This is a genomic window from Parabacteroides goldsteinii DSM 19448 = WAL 12034 (genome assembly GCF_000969835.1).
Lineage (GTDB): Bacteria > Bacteroidota > Bacteroidia > Bacteroidales > Tannerellaceae > Parabacteroides > Parabacteroides goldsteinii.
In genome coordinates, this window is the sequence record NZ_KQ033913.1 from 646,979 (window position 1) to 662,846 (window position 15,868).

The following is a 15,868-nucleotide window of genomic DNA, read 5'->3' on the forward strand; positions in this document are numbered from 1 at the left end:
TTTAGAAGTGTTTCATATCCAACATACGCCCGAAATGATTCAGTATCCTGTAATACAGGTCATCGCCCAGTACAGCGTCTTCGATACCGTGGTCGATACTCGGATTATCGTTGATCTCGATAATCATGGCGCGGTCGTTGACCATTTTCATATCGACTCCGTATAATCCTTTTCCGATAAATGAAGTCGCTTTGACTGCCGTGTCAAGCACTTTGCGGGGAACCTGATAAATAGGAATGGTATCGACCAGTCCGCACCGGCTTCTTCCCGAATCATAATGACAGTAGATTTGCCAGTGTCCTTTGGCCATATAATACTTGCAGGCAAACAACGGCTCACCGTTCAGGATACCGATCCGCCAGTCGAACTCAGTCGGAGTAAATTCCTGGGCGAGGAGGATGGACGATTTTTCAAACAGCAGGTCGAGTGCTGCTTCCAGCTCCGTTTCGTTGGTCACCTTCTTCATCCCGAAAGAGAAAGAACCATCCGGAATCTTCAGGATGAACGGTGATCCCAACTGGTTGCTGATCTGTTCGAATGTATTTTCGTTAGACTTGAATATCAGCATCGAGAGGGGAGCCGGTATCTTTTCCTTTTCAAATAATTCATTCAGGAATACTTTATTTGTGCACCGGATGATGGATAACGGATCGTCTATCACGACCATTCCGTTCTGCCTTGCCAATTGCGAAAGCCGGAAGGTGTAATGGTTCAGTGAAGTCGTCGTACGTATAAATAAAGCATCGAACTCCATCAGACGGGTGGCATCTTCTTCCGTGATCAGTTCGGCATGTATATCCATCTTTTTGGCTACTTCCAACAGCTTGTTTATGGCCTGTTTGTTGCTGGGCGGAAACTTTTCTTCCGGGTCGTATAATACAGCCAGACTATACCGGGCTGATTTAACGGTTTGGGGTGCACGCCATACCTTTTTGTTGAAACGGTCGAGCGCTTCAGCGAAGAAACTTTGTTCTTCATCGTTCAGTTGTTCCAATGACAAGAGTTGAATGGATTCGATCTGGTTCTTAGCCCGGGTATTAAAACTGATCCTAAGGAGGGGAGCAGGATAGTTTTCGAAGATGAATCGGGCAATTTTCTCCAGCCCTTTTTCCTGGCAAGTCCCGAAATAGAGGTTCAGATACCAGATATCGTCGGTAATATTGTTTTTCTGTATCCATTGATAACAGAGCTTCTGTAAGTTCCGGTCCATGCGGACACCCGCCCCGGCTTCCAGCTTATTGATGATATCTACTCCGGGAATCACCTTGTGCCCTCGGGTTTGAGCCAGTAATGAACAGTAATATCCTTCGGAATTATAACTGTAGTCATTACTGAGGTTGATGACAAACTTACTCCCCTTTTCTTTTTGGAGAGATTTGTTTTTTAAATAATCGGAAACAGTTAAGATACTGCTTGTCTTATAATACGGTTTCCAATCATTCAGACTGTCTAAAAGAATCAGCACATTATTCATATTGAATATTAAAATGAGTGCGCAAAAATAGACAAATAAATCAATCTGTAATGCGAATAATCATTAATTATTAAAAGTACTCTTTGCTGATTGAGTCTCAGGGTGTTGTTTCCTGTCACATATTATCTCCAATCTCGTTGTTTGTGTTGTTAAACATCTTGATTTTTACGGTTTGGGTGTAGAAATGTTTACTTTTGTTGAAACATAAAATATTATAATAATGGAAATAGATGAATTGAACGCGGAAATAGAGAAGATGGAGAAGTCTATCGCTAATGCAAAGAGGAAAATAGAATCATGTGAAAAGAAGAGAAAAAAGCTTTTGCAAGAGGTCTATAATAACAAGTATTTGCGGCTTTCAGAATTACAAATTTGTTATGTAAGAGAAATATACCGTTTGGATCTTGATGGGTATGATGTTATTGATTTTAAAGGCGTTTATGCTGGATTTAGATATGGTATATTTGAATATGAAAATTCTGATGAATATACAAACAGAAGAGAAAATTATTGTGAAATAATAATAGAGGATGAACCAGAAATAATTACTGAAGAAGAATTTTGTGATATACTTAAAATTATTCATACTAAGTTGGATGAAAAATTGTTTTCTAAATTTGCAAAGTCTAAGTAGATGAAGTATTATCACTCTAAAGTCAAAATGTCATTTTGTTATTTTACCTTCTGTATCTTTGCTTTGTAAGTATCCGGTTCCGGTTTGCCTGTAAAATATGGAACTGTACGGAAGTTAAGGATTATCTTTTTGGATGGTAGTTTTCTAATAATATGGAAAAATGATTTTCGGACTGCATTTATCTGTACGGATAGGTGTAGTCCGGTTTGTTTTTATATTGTTTTGTATAACATTTAGTAAAGTGAAAGTTAGACTGTCTGGTAGATACTTTTAGAAGAAAAATAGCTGCTATTTAAAAAAAATATTCACTTTGTATACCTCAGATCAGGTCATGTCCTTTCTTTTCTGATTCCCTTTTTATCTATCTGTGCAGGTAGTGAATGCTATCCGGAAGGAAAGGAATACATACTTTTCTGTTTATACGGATTTCTTTGATTCGCTTGTTAGTAGAAAGCCTGTTTATGTGTTATTTTGTTTACTAAATTCCTTTAATATTTATCAATTAGTAAATAATTAAGTATATGAGAACAGACAAAAGCCGGGCTACAGGCAGGCGGCAGAAAGTGGAAATGTTGCAGTTTATGCAGCAGAAAATAGACCGCTTGGAAGATAGTGGTAAAAAGAGTACGGCACATAATTACAGGAGTACAATTCGTTCCGGCGTTTTTTAGGATCGAAGAGAGTGTATGCGGAAAAGATGGACGGGGAGTTGATGGTGGCGTATGAACATTGGTTGATGGAAGATAAGCCGGAAGGAAAAGGTTGTGACGCGATTACCCGAAAAGCTGGAATTTGCCCTTTTGATATTTCTTTTTTCTTATTATACGCGGGGAATGTCGTTTGTGGATTTGGCACATTTAAAGAAAAAGGATATCCAAGGGGGAGTCTTGACTTATGTGAGGCGCAAAACTGGAAAGGTGTTACATATTGAATTACTCCCGGAAATGATCATGATTATCCGGCGGTATGCATCTGAAGTAAAAGACAGCCCTTATCTGTTCCCACTCCTGACAAAAGATGGAGCAGGCTATGAAAGTGCGCTTAGGTTACAAAATAAACGATTGAAACGGGTTGCAAAGATTCTCGGCTTGAATGTAAAATTGACGACTCATGTGGCAAGGCATTCCTGGGCGACAATAGCTCGTGATAAAGGAGTGGATTATTCGTATAAATTTAAAATCAACAATCATGAGTAACAAAAAGCATAAAGCCATGTTGAGTGAACATTTCAGTCTGGAAGAGTTGACTTATAGCCGTATAGCGGTAGAGAACGGATTGGATAATGAACCGCCTCCTGCTGTCCGTCAGTCACTTTGTTATCTGGCCGTTCATCTGTTGGAACCATTGGGAGGGCTCTATAATAGTCCGATTGCCGTACTGAGTGGTTATCGTAGTGACTCTGTTAACCGTCTAGCTGGTGGTGTCGTTAACAGCCAGCACCGGAAAGGGGAGGCTGCCGATTGCTATATCCCGGAAGGACCGTGCCGTTTACTGGATATCCTGAAGAAATCAGGATTGCTTTTCGACCAGGCCATTCTGTACAAGAAACGGAATTTTCTTCATCTCTCCCTGAAAGAGAAAGGTACCAATAGAATGCAGATATTATTTTATATTTTATGTCTGGTATTTCTGTTGCCGTCTTGCCAGATACGACGGGGCAGCACGAGAGAAGAACATGCTTTCTATATTGACTCATTAGTTGCCTCCGGCAAAGACTCTTCCCTTTTTAACCGTAAAACATTCACTATAGATTCTATTAACTGGAATATAACCCGGGTGGTCTTTTCGCCACCTGATAGTACCGGCCGACAATATCCGGCAGAGATAGCTTTATTGCAAGGGAAAAAACATCACAGCATAACCGACATAAGTAGTAAGACCGCTAATTCGTCAGTAGAATTGACCCGCCATCAAACCGCTGTTTCTTCTTTTTTTTCCGAAAATCAGTACAAACACTCATCGTCTGTGAGTATTTGGATAGTAGTTTTTGTCCTGTTAGCCGGGGTATGCCTGGGGTTCGGAAACTCATCGCAAACATGAGGTTATTAGTCACTTCATTAGGGGTGGAGTGGCTTTGATATTAATTCAATGAGTATATTATATCTTTTTATTTACACTGCATCATTCTTACATATCCCTTACACAACGGACGTAAACAGAAGACGTATTCCAATCCATGGCACTACCGCTGATTGCATTGTCCCATCTATTGGTTACATTGAAATATACAGCACGATTATCATTCGGATATTTTCGGTTTACCCAATAATAACGTCCGTTAGTTTGCTCTCCTCCGAGATGGTCGAAACCGAGATCAGTAAAATCATTAAAAGTCATCCCTCCTTTTTGTAATTCCGGAATCTGCGCGGGACTACCCGATTTAGAGCCGACACCACCTCCCAGCAAAAGAATCTGCCTCATCTCCAATTCCGACGGAAGACGCCATCCTGATTCACTGCCCTCTTCACTGTAAGCAGCACAACCAGTAAGAGGTGTTGCAAGATCAACCGCATTCGAATTACTCCATCCTGAAGCTTCCACCCAAGTGCCGTTTGACAAAGAATTAACTATAACAGCATCCTTTTTCGCTACACGGAATCGGGGGGAAAGGTAACTCCAGTTTGGGTCTGCTGGACCTTCTCCCGACACGTCAGATACCTGATCTTTTTCAGTGAAACGCAAGGGCGATCCCAATCTGTAATAACTATACGTTCCTGTGGTCATGGGATTAACATCGACATATCCTTTTTCTACACCATTCACTTTTTCGTATGATACGATTACCGGATTACCGCTTATATTCGTGAGGTATGGATACGTCTTTTCCACATTTTTATTATCCCGCACACAGCGCACAATACTGCTTGAGCTATAATTGGCACTCACATCCACGGTAGTTCCGGCAAAGTATGCCGAATTCTGTACTGACGAGGGAGTAGTCTTCGGCACCGTGCTCGTCCAGTAATGTCCACGACTATTAAGCGCAATGCCTTTCACTCCTAACATAACGGCAGTAGCCCCCATCAATCCGTGGTAACGTGCAGGCAGATACCATTCCAAACGGGGATCATCCGCACTGTTTATATCCCACCATTCTTCATTCATCATCATACAAAAACCTGCCGGTGAAAAGACCGGTGGAGCCGTCATTCCCTGAGCGGCATAATTAATCTGTTCAGCCACATATCCTTCCAATGCTTTGAAAATCTTTAACGTGTTCTCTTTTCCGTCACTCGTACTCGTAGCCCCGTACTTGGATTCATCTTTGTCGTAGTCAGTACCTTCATCAACAAGATTTATCCCCATCGGCAAACTACCCTCAAAGGCAAACATTGTTTCATACAAAGGATCGGTAGTATAATCATAAACATATCTTCCGGACGCTAATGCTTTAGTTTTTATAAGATTCTCTGCAGAGGCCATTTGATTTATGTATACCGTTTTATCAGCATATCCGGGTTGAATTTCACCATTGGGATTTCCATCAAATGTTCTCACTACGATTCTCTTGCGTTTATTAGCAACACCGTCAAATCTTGTTACTTTAAAGAGAATTGTACCATGTCCGCTGACATAACCATCCCCTACAGTGTTTTGAACTTTGTCCCCACCAAGATCCATCACCCCCTCAAATACAGGTCCCGCATCCGTTATTTCCTGAAGTCTCCAATAGGATCCTTCTTTAGCCCGAACCATCACACCATACGTACCGGCTTCAGAAGGGAAAAAGTTATTGTCGAGAATCGTAATCTTATCGGTAGCATACTGGGTAACCCGCCAAGCTCGGCTCATATCCGGTTCATTATCATTAAAATACCGTAATTCTACAGTACGCGGCACAGGCATAACGTTTACTCCGACATTTATTCTGATACGTGCTCCCGAAGGCAATCCATTCTTCTTCATACCTACATTTATCCAGTTTGCTTCATCATCTTCTACCCACTTGGAACGAATCTCTCCAATTCCCATATTTGCATTTGTTCCGGGATCCGATGCACCATCTTTAAGAGGAAGATACGAAAGCGATAGCCCCTGCCAGTTGGTGATAGCATTGCCATAAATATCGACCAGTTCAAATCCCCAGGTATCTTCGCCTGCATCCATATACAGATAAGAATTAGTGTTTGCGACAGGAACAGGTCTTACCTGATTACCCCAATTCGTATCATTCGGATCCAGATAAGAGGTTTCGGGCGAACGGTTGGAAGCATACCGACCATTCAGATAACGCAATTCACGCACATGCAGATTTTCTTTATCTACACGGATATCGGAAGTTACGATACCGGCTCCGTCAATTTTCACGGTAACGGTATAATGAGTGTTGCGTTTGATATTGAAATTGTCTATATTGTTTTCACCCAAATATATTTTCCAGGTCACCTTTCCCACATTACGTCCATCATTCATTACTCCCTCGACCAGCAGATATGTAGCCAGATTGTCGATTTCATTATCGGCTGCCGCATTGTTTTTAAACTGTTCCTTTCCCCTTTCAGATGTATTATTCGGATATAGAGCCTCATCATCACCATGCATTCTGTTCTCCAGTATATAATATGACTCGGAAGTGCTGTAATTTTTAACCAGATCTCCTCCATTATCTGTCAAATCAGCTTTAATAGATGACAGATTCTCCGGAACAGTAATTTTGTCTCCATCAGTAGCAAAAGCGGCGTGCTTGGGAACATTCACTATTTGAAGTCCGGTTATAGAAAGGGTTGCACCAATGAAAGGATGAGAGGGAGAACTGATCGACTGGGAAGCTTCTATCATCACATCCAGTTTTGCTGTAAGTTTATCCACATAAACCAGTATACTTGATATAGGTGTTTCCTCCAGGCTAACCTCCATATTTATAGAACCAACCATCACCAGTTTATCCCCGGATGAGATACTTGCATTATCCGTACTGTCCGGCGTATAAACGAGTGTTTTAAATTCGTCCAGATTTACAGCAAAAGTACCTGTGGCTGGATTAATAAAAGGATTATTCCCTGACATTCCCATATCACCATTGGTTTTACCGTAATTGGTAATGAAATAAATAAGGTTATTTGTACCATCACTATTGGCTAGAATGACATTAAAATTACCGCTTTCATCGGGAACGTATTGTTTAACGGACGCATCAATCAGTTCATTATTCGCATCGAACTGTCCGACAACAACATGTGTCCAATTATGCTCCTGCTGACTGGTTAATGACTTAGTTTGTACAGTTTCAAAGCCGGATGCTATCATATTGACATGTGCCCGTACGAATCCTTCGGGTACACCGGTCTGGTCGACCGGCTTACGTTTGTTTGGCTCGAATGCATCATCCGTACATCCGGTCAGCATAACTGCTCCGAATATTACAGATAAGATTAATTGCAAAATTATATTCCCGTTCTCTATTCTCTTTCTTTTCATAATTATCCTTATTTATCGGGGTATGGTAACTGTCCATTGGGCATTGCGCCATCCTCTTACAAAAATACCTCCGGCATTCACCGTCACTTCATACGTGTATTCGCTTCCACGTTCAAATCGTTGATTCCTTAATACGGATTCGTAAGATTTGTAGTTATCTCCGTTTATCAGCAAGTGGAACGTCAGTTTGACATCCCTGCTTCTGAGGGTCACTGTTTCGGTATTGGTATCGGGATTAGGGATAACCTCGGAAATCAACTCCCAAGTATCAGTTTTCTCATGTATTCCATCTTCATAGCCTTTCGGTTGTTGATAAACATTACGCGCATTCCGGATAGAAACAGTTCCGAAGACAGCACCTTCTTCAGTCAGGATCGTTTCTCTCAGTTTTTGCTCGCCAATAAAGAAGTTAGTACTAAAAGCATTGTAAGTCATATTACTCATCTCGACACCTCTATTTTCTATCCGCATACTCTCAACATCACTTCCCCGAATAACAATAAATCTGATCCGTGAGGAAAGCAAAGTGAACGGCTCGAGCTGAATATTGTAGACACCCGGTGTTCCTTCGGTTACTTGTCCGGCATCCTGACTGATTTGTATTCCTTTAAGAGGACTAGAGGTATATAAAGTGACCGGTATATCCCCTTCCTGAGCAACGACACCGCCATGCCGGAATCGGTATCCCGGTACGTCATACCCATCTATCGCCGATGTATTCAGTTGAACAGCCGGCGAAATTGCAAAAAAATCATAGAGAGCCCCGGGAAGATGCAGGTCGGTATGGGTTATTTCTCCATCCTCCAAGGCCTCTCCGGTTACAGGATCGACACGCCACGGAACGAGTGCTCGTTTATCGGAGGAATTATTTCTTTCTTCCTGACTTCGCACCTTGAATGTCATTTCCTTTTCCTGCAACCTATTATTTGAATACGGATTATTTTCTCCTTCGCTGGTATTGGCATCATAGACATACAACCGTATGGTCGATCCGGCAGGCATCGCTTCCGTAACCATGGAACGCGTAAGCTGATCATCAGTTGTTGCAATGCGAGGTGGCAGGATATTGATCAGTACCTCCCCGTCACCGCCACCGTTTATGTCCGGTTCCGGAATCTGTTCACTACATGCTGTAAACAAGCAGACTATTAAAATCGGTATGTAAAATTTTCTTTTCATATATACTTCTGTTAAGTGCCACCAACTCCAATTGTAATATCTTCTTTATCTTCCGTTTTCCACCGTTCGCGCTGAATCTCGTCCAGTTCAATGTAAATATCCGCCTCATTCACCTTTATAGTATAGGTATAACGTTCTCCAGGTTTCCATCCCTCCCAATCGAGATCAGTACAGGTAGGCAGCATAAACGAATACCGCCTTTCATTAAGCCAGATATCGAAGAAATAACGTTCCAATTCGTCGAGCTCGGTAGAAGCAGTGGAGGCTACGGGAAACAAAAATATTTCCCGAATCAGTGCCGGTTCATCTTTCGCCGCCGGCACAAGAAACGTGCTGTCCCTGTTATAACCGGGAATAAGGATAGAAGCGCCCGAAGTTGCATCCGTCAGACTGGGATCCGTACCTGTTTTCACAGGAGGTTCGAACTTTTCCTTGATTATATCATAGGTACCCCGTGTCACACCCGAAACGGTCATACGATTGATAAAGATATCCTGTTCCGGTACATCCGGTGCTTCATCTGTTTTAATTATTTTCAGGACAACACTGGTTAACAGATGCTCGAATTGGGTTTCTAGTGGCTGATCGGTTTTCTGTTTGTCTGTCAGCGTAGCCTTCAGCAGATCCGGGCGGCGATATAAATTCACACGCAAACCGAGCGGACGTTCAGAAGTGGGCGGAAGAATGGTTACTCCCGACGAATCACCTCCCGCGGAAGATGCCAATGGGGCCGGGAAAAACAGTTTAAAATCGTATTGTTCATCATCTTCCGGATAATAGTATTTCAGTGGTGAATAATCAATTTTGTAGCCGTCAACTACTTTCTTTACCGAACCGGTCAACCCATTCATAAACGGATTTAACCAATCAGCGCTTCCATTATTATAACGGGTACCATAGATCAGAACTTCTCTACCGCTGGTCACCAAAGAATCCATATTCTCCATACCCGGATTCGACTCTTCGATTCCGGCACGCGTAACATCTCCGTTCTCTACTATCACTGTTCCTACCGCTGCATTAAACAAGACAGGAACAGGTGAGGAAGAAGAGTCGTCCTTGATTTCCGTTTCATTACTACAACTGCCCAAAAAGAACAGACCGGCAAGTAATAAAAAACCAATGTTACGACTATATTTATATATTAATTCGATCATAGATATTCTCCTTTATTATAAAGATTCACCGGGTTTACCCAGCCCAACCTCGTTACCGTTATCCGGTTCGGTTGCATCCTCCCAGGGTTCAAGACTAATAACATCGAAAAGTACGGTATGTCCCTTTACTGTAGCTATAACAACTGTTTTATGTCCTGCTTGCAGCGTCACACCACTGAACGGGTATGATTTGGTTTTTCTGTTTTCAAACTCCAAGGTGATTTCAGTCAGGCCGGCGGCATCTGGGTAAACCAACACCCCTTGCGAAGTAACCGTATCTGTTCGCAGCTCCATCTCTCCAAAATCAAATTCACCCATATGACTATCGTCCGGTTGGGTTATTTTATTCAGAGCAGTCTCCCCGATATTGGATATGGTCAGTTCGAACTGAGTGGGGACATTTATTTTTGCTGAAAGCAGATCGCCGTATAACTCAGCTACATGATCATCTTCAGCAACCAGTTTTAATACGACCTGTGCCAGACTGTGCTCAAATTCAAACGCAATTTCACGTCCATCTTGATAAACCGCGGTAACCGGCTTAGTCACCATAATATCTTGTGTTCCGTCGATTGTCCACGACGCCTTTCCAGCTTCATAGTTATTATGTTCCGGATAAAATGCCATGAAGTGAGCATTATTGTTAGCCTCATCGAAATATTGACGTATATCCAGATCTATCGTTCCGCTGCCTGCTGCAATGGAAGCGGAAGAAGCTATATTGGAAGTAAGAAAGCCTTGTTGCGTATCTCCATCAGTACCTCGTATCACCTGTATGCCAATCATTTCCTGTTGAGGGGTATGATTTTCATCGGATTCTATAACCCCACGGGTTAAAACGACACCCGTATTGAATTTGATTTCATTCTTAACAGGCACCTCAGCTATCGGGTCTTCATTACATGCTGTTAACAGAAAGAGTACGATTGTGATAATATATACAGGCCAATATTTCATTCTAATTCTTTTTCATTTGGTGACCGGAAAAGAAACTAATCCTGTCCGGTCTGTGTAAGTTGTTGCTATTATTGTATGGTACCTGATCCTGTACCGCCATCTTCCCACGGTTTTACTTTAATAGAAGGTAAAATCTCACCGGATTTAAATGTCAAAGTAATCTCATGATCCATACCAGGTTTAGCACCACCATCAGAAATCACTATCCCATTAAGTTCCGCATCATCACCACCAGAAGTCTTCACTACTAAATTATAGTTCGCTTCGGGATAAACCATTGCTTTACCAAAAGTAAGAGTATCTGTTGTTAACGTAAGGTTGTCAGCCTGTGTATCGAGAACCTGATCGCCACTCGCATTTAATACAGGGATCTCTTTTGTTGATGCAGTACTGGTTGATTGATACTGATTAGCTTCATTACCATCAAACGTGTGAGTTACCGTAGATTTCGTACCTGTGATTATCACCTCGGTAACATCGCCCCAACTTCTTGCTGCAGCATCGCTATCGGCAATGACCTTGATTGTTATTTTCGAAAGCAAATGTTGGAATGTTACAGGATTCGAGGAACCCGATACTTCTTTATTGTCATGAAAATAATTGGTTACCATCACGTCAGTCTTACCGTCTATCATCCATGTGGCACTAACATGGGTATCCTTTACTAAGTTAACTTTCGGGTAAAAACCTTTCAAGTGAGAGTATATAGTACCATCGATATTATAATACTGCGAATTAGTAAATTCAAGCACATTTTCATCGCTTACATTTTTCAATGTAGCATCAACAACTCCAGGTCCTGTCCCCTCTACTGTCTGAACCGTAGCTATTGCATCAGCCCATACCGTAGATGTAGCAGTAGAAGATGAATGATCCGGAGCTCTAAGAAAAGCAACATTCAGTGAGGTTGGTGTTGTGATAATACCACTGCTGTTAGATTCCACCGACGTACGGGTCATAACTGTCGTTCTCAGTAAAATTTCACTTTTATCTTCTCCAGCCTGCCCTCCATTGACCGGGTCGTCCCCATTGGAGCAGGCTGTTGCCAACAATGCCAGCATAAAGATCGATGTAATTTTTGTTTTCGTTTTCATTTTCATTCACTTAATGGTTTATTTACTCTTTTATCTATTTAAACTCTCATTTCCTTATTCTATGACAGCACCTCCGCTACCTCCCCAACTCCAGGGACGAACCACCATCGTGAGGTTAAACTCGCCTCCATCGGGGAATTTCAATGGCACAATTACCATCCCGCCTTCTTCGGGTAGAGCAGCCAGATCATCGGTTATATCAGACGGCAGAGTTGTCACCGTTTCTCCACCGGAGAAGGTCACATCCGCAGTAACTTCGTTTTTATCTATAAAACCGAAAACGGAAACAGTGGTACTGAAATCCTTCTCTCCGTCCTTCCGGGAAGCTTCGGCCCGTACAACGGCTGTTCCCATGCTAGCGGCTTCGCCGCTAAAAGCTTTTACCGAATAGATAATCCCATCCACATCCACCGACAATGCCGAAACATTATTCAGCGCATCCGATTGTAATATAAAGGTAATATAACGTGTGTAGCTCTGAGGATAAGCATCTACCACGACAGGTATCTCCGAACGGGGAACTTCTATTTCTTCCAGTCCGGTGCCAAACACTCTTTCTACACTACCGATATATCCGGGACCTGCCCGATGGAATACCTCCCCGGCCAGTATAATATCATTTTCGTGACTACCATTCACTTGATAAGACGCACCGCTCATTTCCTTGTTCGAGATTATCACATGATAAGTTTCGGCCGGCAGCCAACCTTCGAAGCCAGAGGATGTTCCTTCAGCAACAATGGGTTCACCACCGCGACTGTTATAGAAATAATAGGTAGTAACTCCCGGCACAGAAGACTGTTTCCAATGCAGGTTTATCTTCAGATATCCATTATCAGGCCTCATCTCCAGATCACGGCGTGTGCATCCGAACATTAGCATAGCTATCAGAACGATGCTCAATATGATATATATATTTACCTTATTTTTCATTTTATAAATCGGTACACAATCGAGATATTAATCCCTGTTATTCCAAACTTATTACGCTTCTTATCGTAATCAAAATAATAATGCTCATTCTCCGGCGTATAATAATCGATTGTGCGACGGCTATATCCGGCACGCAACCCTAATTCGACTCCCAGACGGTCGGTTATAGGAATATGCCCTCCTACGGATAAACCAAGACCGGCAAACTTTCCTGTCCGATTGTCGTCAATATGCATTCGTTGATTATCGAAATCGCCGGCTTCACCATAAAACCCGGCAAACAGCCAGCGGTAAGTACCGTCGGCATTCAACCAGATACGGGGTTCAAGGCTCCAGGCCGAAACTCCGAAATACTGATCTCCACCGACCTTCCTTTTGGCGTATGCTCCAGTAGCGTTAATCGACCATCGGTCGGCAAAAAAATATTCAAGACTTAAATTCGGCATCCAACTATAATGTTTAAAATCAGGCATAATACCAACCCAATATATGAGATTAGTCTTTACTGCCAGCAAAGGAGAAAAACTCTTCTGCGGTGTTTGGATATCCTCTAATTGTTTGGTAGTATTAGAAAATACAGTAGTTACAATACAAACCGATAACCCGACAATAAACAGAAGCTTTATTACTATTGTATGTACAATGCTATTATTATGTTTCATTATGATCTTCCTCGTGAAAAACACTCTATTTATCCAATTGTAAAATTACTGAGTGTACGTGAACCGGATGATAGGATTTCATACAATTATCAATTAATTATCCGGTTATTCGAAACTGCAATAAACAATAAACCTACAAATTGTCATTTTATCATAATCGATATGCAACAGTGTCATTTATTAAAAACAAACAACTGTTTCGTGTCAATATTTGACACAAACCCTTCACTCCAGACATTCTTCACACAGGATTTTATATCTAATTTAGCCATGTTAAATAATTGGTTTACTTATGAATAATAATTTAAACAAATCTGTTTTAGATAAAATACTGAACTGTATACCAGAAAATATCAAACCTGTTAATTACTTGATGGATATTTTAGATCTGGGAAAAGAGTCGGCTTACCGGAGATTGAGAGGAGAGAAAGCATTATCATTGGAAGAGATACATAAACTATCTGTTGAATTAAGTTTTTCACTTGATGAAATATTAGGAAACAAGAATACAAACACCTTTACTTTTAATTACATAGGCTCTTCCGATAAGAATCCGGATAACAACTTTCTGGAATTTCTTCTCTTTTATGAGAACTATCTGAAGAATATTCTAAACGCTGAAAATACAGAGGTTATAAACACGATAAATAACATGTTGAGTACTATGTTTGTCGGTTTTGACGAGTTATTCAAATTCGTCTACTACCATTGGATGCATCAAATGAAAGAGGTACCTTTGAATTATCATTATTCAAACTTGGTTATCCCTCCCCAGATAAAAGATATATGCAAAAATATCAACAACTTACATAAAAACTTAAAGAAAGTGACCATGATCATAGATAAAAATATACATCTGAACCTGATAAAAGAAATACAATATTTCTACATACGGGGACTTATAGATGAATCGGAACTCATCAGGCTTAAAGAACAGTATCTACGCTATATGGATTTTACGGAAAAGATCATAACAAAAGGAACTGATCCTAATGGAAGCAGTTATGATATTTATCTATCCATGCTCGGTATCAGCAGCAGTACATCTTATATATCTTGGGAAGATAATGAAGAATCGGCTTTCTGGCATAACGTCTGTTATCCTATGCACACAAGAAACCGAAATATAATTGACAGGTATAAACACTGGATAGATTCACTAAAGAAATATTCGACGCTCATAACTCAATCCAACGAATTACAGCAAGCTGATTTCTTTAACGAGCAAAAAAACTACGTAAACAATATGGCCGATAAGATATTGTTGTAAGGGTAATACCGACTTATGCAATTCACCTCTCAAATAATGAAATGCAAGGAGTTATGGAGTATTAAGTTTTCAGTTCTTTCATGACAGATAGCGTAAGTGCTTAAAAAAAGAAGAAGGAACAGAAATTTTCATTCTGTTCCTTCACTAATTTCGGAGGTACCTGGCAGATTCGAACTGCCGTACATGGTTTTGCAGACCACTGACTAAGCCACTCATCCAAGGTACCAATGTGGCTAAAAATCAATTGATTAATAAAATTGTAATTGTTAATTATCAATTGTTATTTTCTCTTCGAGGTTCCTGGCGGATTCGAACCGCCGTACACGGTTTTGCAGACCGCTGACTAAGCCACTCATCCAAGGAACCATCTATTTCAAATAACGTCTTATCGTTTTGCGAGTGCAAAGAAAGGCATTATGTTTGATATATGCAAATCTTTTTCATTCTTTTTGCAGGCTTTGATTGTTGCAGAACTAAGGAAAAAGAAGTTACTTTGTCCCCTGTTAGTATAAATATAAAGGAATGAATTATATAGAAACGGAAATATCCGGTGTCTGGATCATTGAACCTAAGGTGTTTAATGACGCGCGGGGATATTTTATGGAAGCATTTAAACAATCTGAGTTTGAACAACACATCGGTAAAGTGAATTTTATTCAGGATAATGAGTCCTGTTCTTCCAAGGGAGTACTTAGAGGATTACATTATCAATTGGCTCCTTATTCGCAGTCGAAGTTGGTGCGGGTGATCACAGGACGTGTTCTGGATGTTGCCGTCGATTTGCGTGCCGGATCTCCGACATTCGGAAAATATGTATCGGTTGAACTTTCGGCAGAGAATAAACGACAGTTCTTTATTCCGCAGGGATTTGCCCATGGATTCCACGTGTTGAGCGACGAAGCGATTTTTACTTATAAAGTGGATAACCCTTATATGCCCAGCCATGAAAAAGGACTTCGTTTTGATGATCCGGCGATAGGTGTGGATTGGGGAATTACAGATATCGATGCTGTAAATTTATCAGAGAAAGATACAAAAGCGCCTCTGTTCAGTGAGGCGGAATATAATTTTACATTTAAATAATACGGAC

General features: G+C 41.1%; 15 protein-coding genes and 2 tRNA genes. 7 read left to right on the plus strand and 10 right to left on the minus strand.

The window, feature by feature from the left end:
• Nucleotide 1 precedes the first annotated feature (1 nt).
• Nucleotides 2-1,474, minus strand: coding sequence for a RimK family protein (locus tag HMPREF1535_RS15720; RefSeq protein ID WP_046146789.1), 1,473 nt, complete (start codon nucleotides 1,472-1,474; stop codon nucleotides 2-4).
• Nucleotides 1,475-1,694: 220 nt separating this feature from the next.
• On the opposite strand from HMPREF1535_RS15720, the gene HMPREF1535_RS15725 reads away from it, so the two are divergent.
• The 5 genes from HMPREF1535_RS15725 to HMPREF1535_RS15735 all read left to right on the plus strand — a co-directional run bounded on the left by HMPREF1535_RS15725 (nucleotide 1,695) and on the right by HMPREF1535_RS15735 (nucleotide 4,148).
• Nucleotides 1,695-2,108 (plus strand): hypothetical protein, encoded by a 414-nt coding sequence (locus tag HMPREF1535_RS15725; protein WP_046146790.1) that lies wholly within the window; start codon nucleotides 1,695-1,697, stop codon nucleotides 2,106-2,108.
• A 521-nt stretch (nucleotides 2,109-2,629) separates the two neighbouring features.
• A complete protein-coding gene (locus tag HMPREF1535_RS25845) occupies nucleotides 2,630-2,779 on the plus strand; it encodes a hypothetical protein (protein WP_154670878.1) in 150 nt (49 codons plus the stop codon).
• 65 nt (nucleotides 2,780-2,844) lie between these two features.
• A complete protein-coding gene (locus HMPREF1535_RS26105) occupies nucleotides 2,845-3,039 on the plus strand; it encodes a hypothetical protein (RefSeq protein ID WP_208856841.1) in 195 nt (64 codons plus the stop codon).
• Complete coding sequence (locus tag HMPREF1535_RS26110; RefSeq protein ID WP_392391975.1) at nucleotides 2,951-3,304, plus strand: site-specific integrase; 354 nt, start codon at nucleotides 2,951-2,953, stop codon at nucleotides 3,302-3,304. Before HMPREF1535_RS26105 ends, HMPREF1535_RS26110 begins: the two co-directional genes overlap by 89 nt.
• Nucleotides 3,297-4,148, plus strand: coding sequence for a D-Ala-D-Ala carboxypeptidase family metallohydrolase (locus tag HMPREF1535_RS15735; protein WP_046146791.1), 852 nt, complete (start codon nucleotides 3,297-3,299; stop codon nucleotides 4,146-4,148). Before HMPREF1535_RS26110 ends, HMPREF1535_RS15735 begins: the two co-directional genes overlap by 8 nt.
• Before the next feature lie 87 nt (nucleotides 4,149-4,235).
• Here HMPREF1535_RS15735 and HMPREF1535_RS15740 read toward each other — a convergent pair whose 3' ends face one another.
• The 7 genes from HMPREF1535_RS15740 to HMPREF1535_RS15770 form a co-directional block, all read right to left on the minus strand.
• Nucleotides 4,236-7,526: a DUF4906 domain-containing protein gene (locus HMPREF1535_RS15740; protein WP_046146792.1), complete on the minus strand. Its 3,291-nt coding sequence runs from the start codon at nucleotides 7,524-7,526 to the stop codon at nucleotides 4,236-4,238.
• A gap of 12 nt (nucleotides 7,527-7,538) precedes the next feature.
• The gene (locus tag HMPREF1535_RS15745; protein WP_007653196.1) at nucleotides 7,539-8,705 is read right to left on the minus strand and encodes a BF2992 family fimbrillin-A clan protein; all 1,167 of its coding nucleotides are present in this window, start codon (nucleotides 8,703-8,705) and stop codon (nucleotides 7,539-7,541) included.
• An 11-nt stretch (nucleotides 8,706-8,716) separates the two neighbouring features.
• A complete protein-coding gene (locus tag HMPREF1535_RS15750; RefSeq protein ID WP_007653197.1) occupies nucleotides 8,717-9,862 on the minus strand; it encodes a fimbrillin family protein in 1,146 nt (381 codons plus the stop codon).
• Nucleotides 9,863-9,877: 15 nt separating this feature from the next.
• Entirely contained in the window at nucleotides 9,878-10,819 is a 942-nt protein-coding gene (locus HMPREF1535_RS15755; protein WP_046146793.1) for a fimbrillin family protein, read from the minus strand.
• 68 nt (nucleotides 10,820-10,887) lie between these two features.
• A complete protein-coding gene (locus HMPREF1535_RS15760; protein WP_007653201.1) occupies nucleotides 10,888-11,919 on the minus strand; it encodes a hypothetical protein in 1,032 nt (343 codons plus the stop codon).
• A 48-nt stretch (nucleotides 11,920-11,967) separates the two neighbouring features.
• Nucleotides 11,968-12,846, minus strand: a complete 879-nt coding sequence (locus HMPREF1535_RS15765; protein ID WP_046146794.1) for a DUF5119 domain-containing protein — start codon at nucleotides 12,844-12,846, stop codon at nucleotides 11,968-11,970.
• On the minus strand, nucleotides 12,843-13,508 hold the full coding sequence (locus HMPREF1535_RS15770) for a DUF3575 domain-containing protein (protein WP_052716727.1): 666 nt from the start codon (nucleotides 13,506-13,508) through the stop codon (nucleotides 12,843-12,845). The genes HMPREF1535_RS15765 and HMPREF1535_RS15770 overlap by 4 nt, the downstream gene beginning before the upstream one ends.
• Nucleotides 13,509-13,800: 292 nt before the next feature.
• Here HMPREF1535_RS15770 and HMPREF1535_RS15775 point away from each other — a divergent pair, with 292 nt between their 5' ends.
• Nucleotides 13,801-14,778, plus strand: a complete 978-nt coding sequence (locus HMPREF1535_RS15775) for a hypothetical protein (RefSeq protein ID WP_046146795.1) — start codon at nucleotides 13,801-13,803, stop codon at nucleotides 14,776-14,778.
• Nucleotides 14,779-14,932: 154 nt separating this feature from the next.
• Here HMPREF1535_RS15775 and HMPREF1535_RS15780 read toward each other — a convergent pair.
• Both HMPREF1535_RS15780 and HMPREF1535_RS15785 read right to left on the minus strand, forming a co-directional pair.
• Nucleotides 14,933-15,004: transfer RNA gene (locus HMPREF1535_RS15780), tRNA-Cys, on the minus strand.
• 68 nt (nucleotides 15,005-15,072) lie between these two features.
• Nucleotides 15,073-15,144, minus strand: a tRNA-Cys gene (locus tag HMPREF1535_RS15785).
• 156 nt (nucleotides 15,145-15,300) lie between these two features.
• On the opposite strand from HMPREF1535_RS15785, the gene rfbC reads away from it, so the two are divergent.
• Complete coding sequence (gene rfbC, locus HMPREF1535_RS15790) at nucleotides 15,301-15,861, plus strand: dTDP-4-dehydrorhamnose 3,5-epimerase (protein WP_007653212.1); 561 nt, start codon at nucleotides 15,301-15,303, stop codon at nucleotides 15,859-15,861.
• The last annotated feature ends 7 nt before the right edge of the window (nucleotides 15,862-15,868 follow it).

Bases quoted from the DNA above. Each gene is read 5' to 3' on its own strand.
- HMPREF1535_RS15720 (WP_046146789.1), bottom strand. From the start codon at position 1,474: ATGAATAATGTGCTGATTCTTTTAGACAGTCTGAATGATTGGAAACCG.
- HMPREF1535_RS15725 (WP_046146790.1), top strand. From the start codon at position 1,695: ATGGAAATAGATGAATTGAACGCGGAAATAGAGAAGATGGAGAAGTCT.
- HMPREF1535_RS25845 (WP_154670878.1), top strand. From the start codon at position 2,630: ATGAGAACAGACAAAAGCCGGGCTACAGGCAGGCGGCAGAAAGTGGAA.
- HMPREF1535_RS26105 (WP_208856841.1), top strand. From the start codon at position 2,845: ATGGAAGATAAGCCGGAAGGAAAAGGTTGTGACGCGATTACCCGAAAA.
- HMPREF1535_RS15735 (WP_046146791.1), top strand. From the start codon at position 3,297: ATGAGTAACAAAAAGCATAAAGCCATGTTGAGTGAACATTTCAGTCTG.
- HMPREF1535_RS15740 (WP_046146792.1), bottom strand. From the start codon at position 7,526: ATGAAAAGAAAGAGAATAGAGAACGGGAATATAATTTTGCAATTAATC.
- HMPREF1535_RS15745 (WP_007653196.1), bottom strand. From the start codon at position 8,705: ATGAAAAGAAAATTTTACATACCGATTTTAATAGTCTGCTTGTTTACA.
- HMPREF1535_RS15750 (WP_007653197.1), bottom strand. From the start codon at position 9,862: ATGATCGAATTAATATATAAATATAGTCGTAACATTGGTTTTTTATTA.
- HMPREF1535_RS15755 (WP_046146793.1), bottom strand. From the start codon at position 10,819: ATGAAATATTGGCCTGTATATATTATCACAATCGTACTCTTTCTGTTA.
- HMPREF1535_RS15760 (WP_007653201.1), bottom strand. From the start codon at position 11,919: ATGAAAATGAAAACGAAAACAAAAATTACATCGATCTTTATGCTGGCA.
- HMPREF1535_RS15765 (WP_046146794.1), bottom strand. From the start codon at position 12,846: ATGAAAAATAAGGTAAATATATATATCATATTGAGCATCGTTCTGATA.
- HMPREF1535_RS15770 (WP_052716727.1), bottom strand. From the start codon at position 13,508: ATGAAACATAATAATAGCATTGTACATACAATAGTAATAAAGCTTCTG.
- HMPREF1535_RS15775 (WP_046146795.1), top strand. From the start codon at position 13,801: ATGAATAATAATTTAAACAAATCTGTTTTAGATAAAATACTGAACTGT.
- rfbC (WP_007653212.1), top strand. From the start codon at position 15,301: ATGAATTATATAGAAACGGAAATATCCGGTGTCTGGATCATTGAACCT.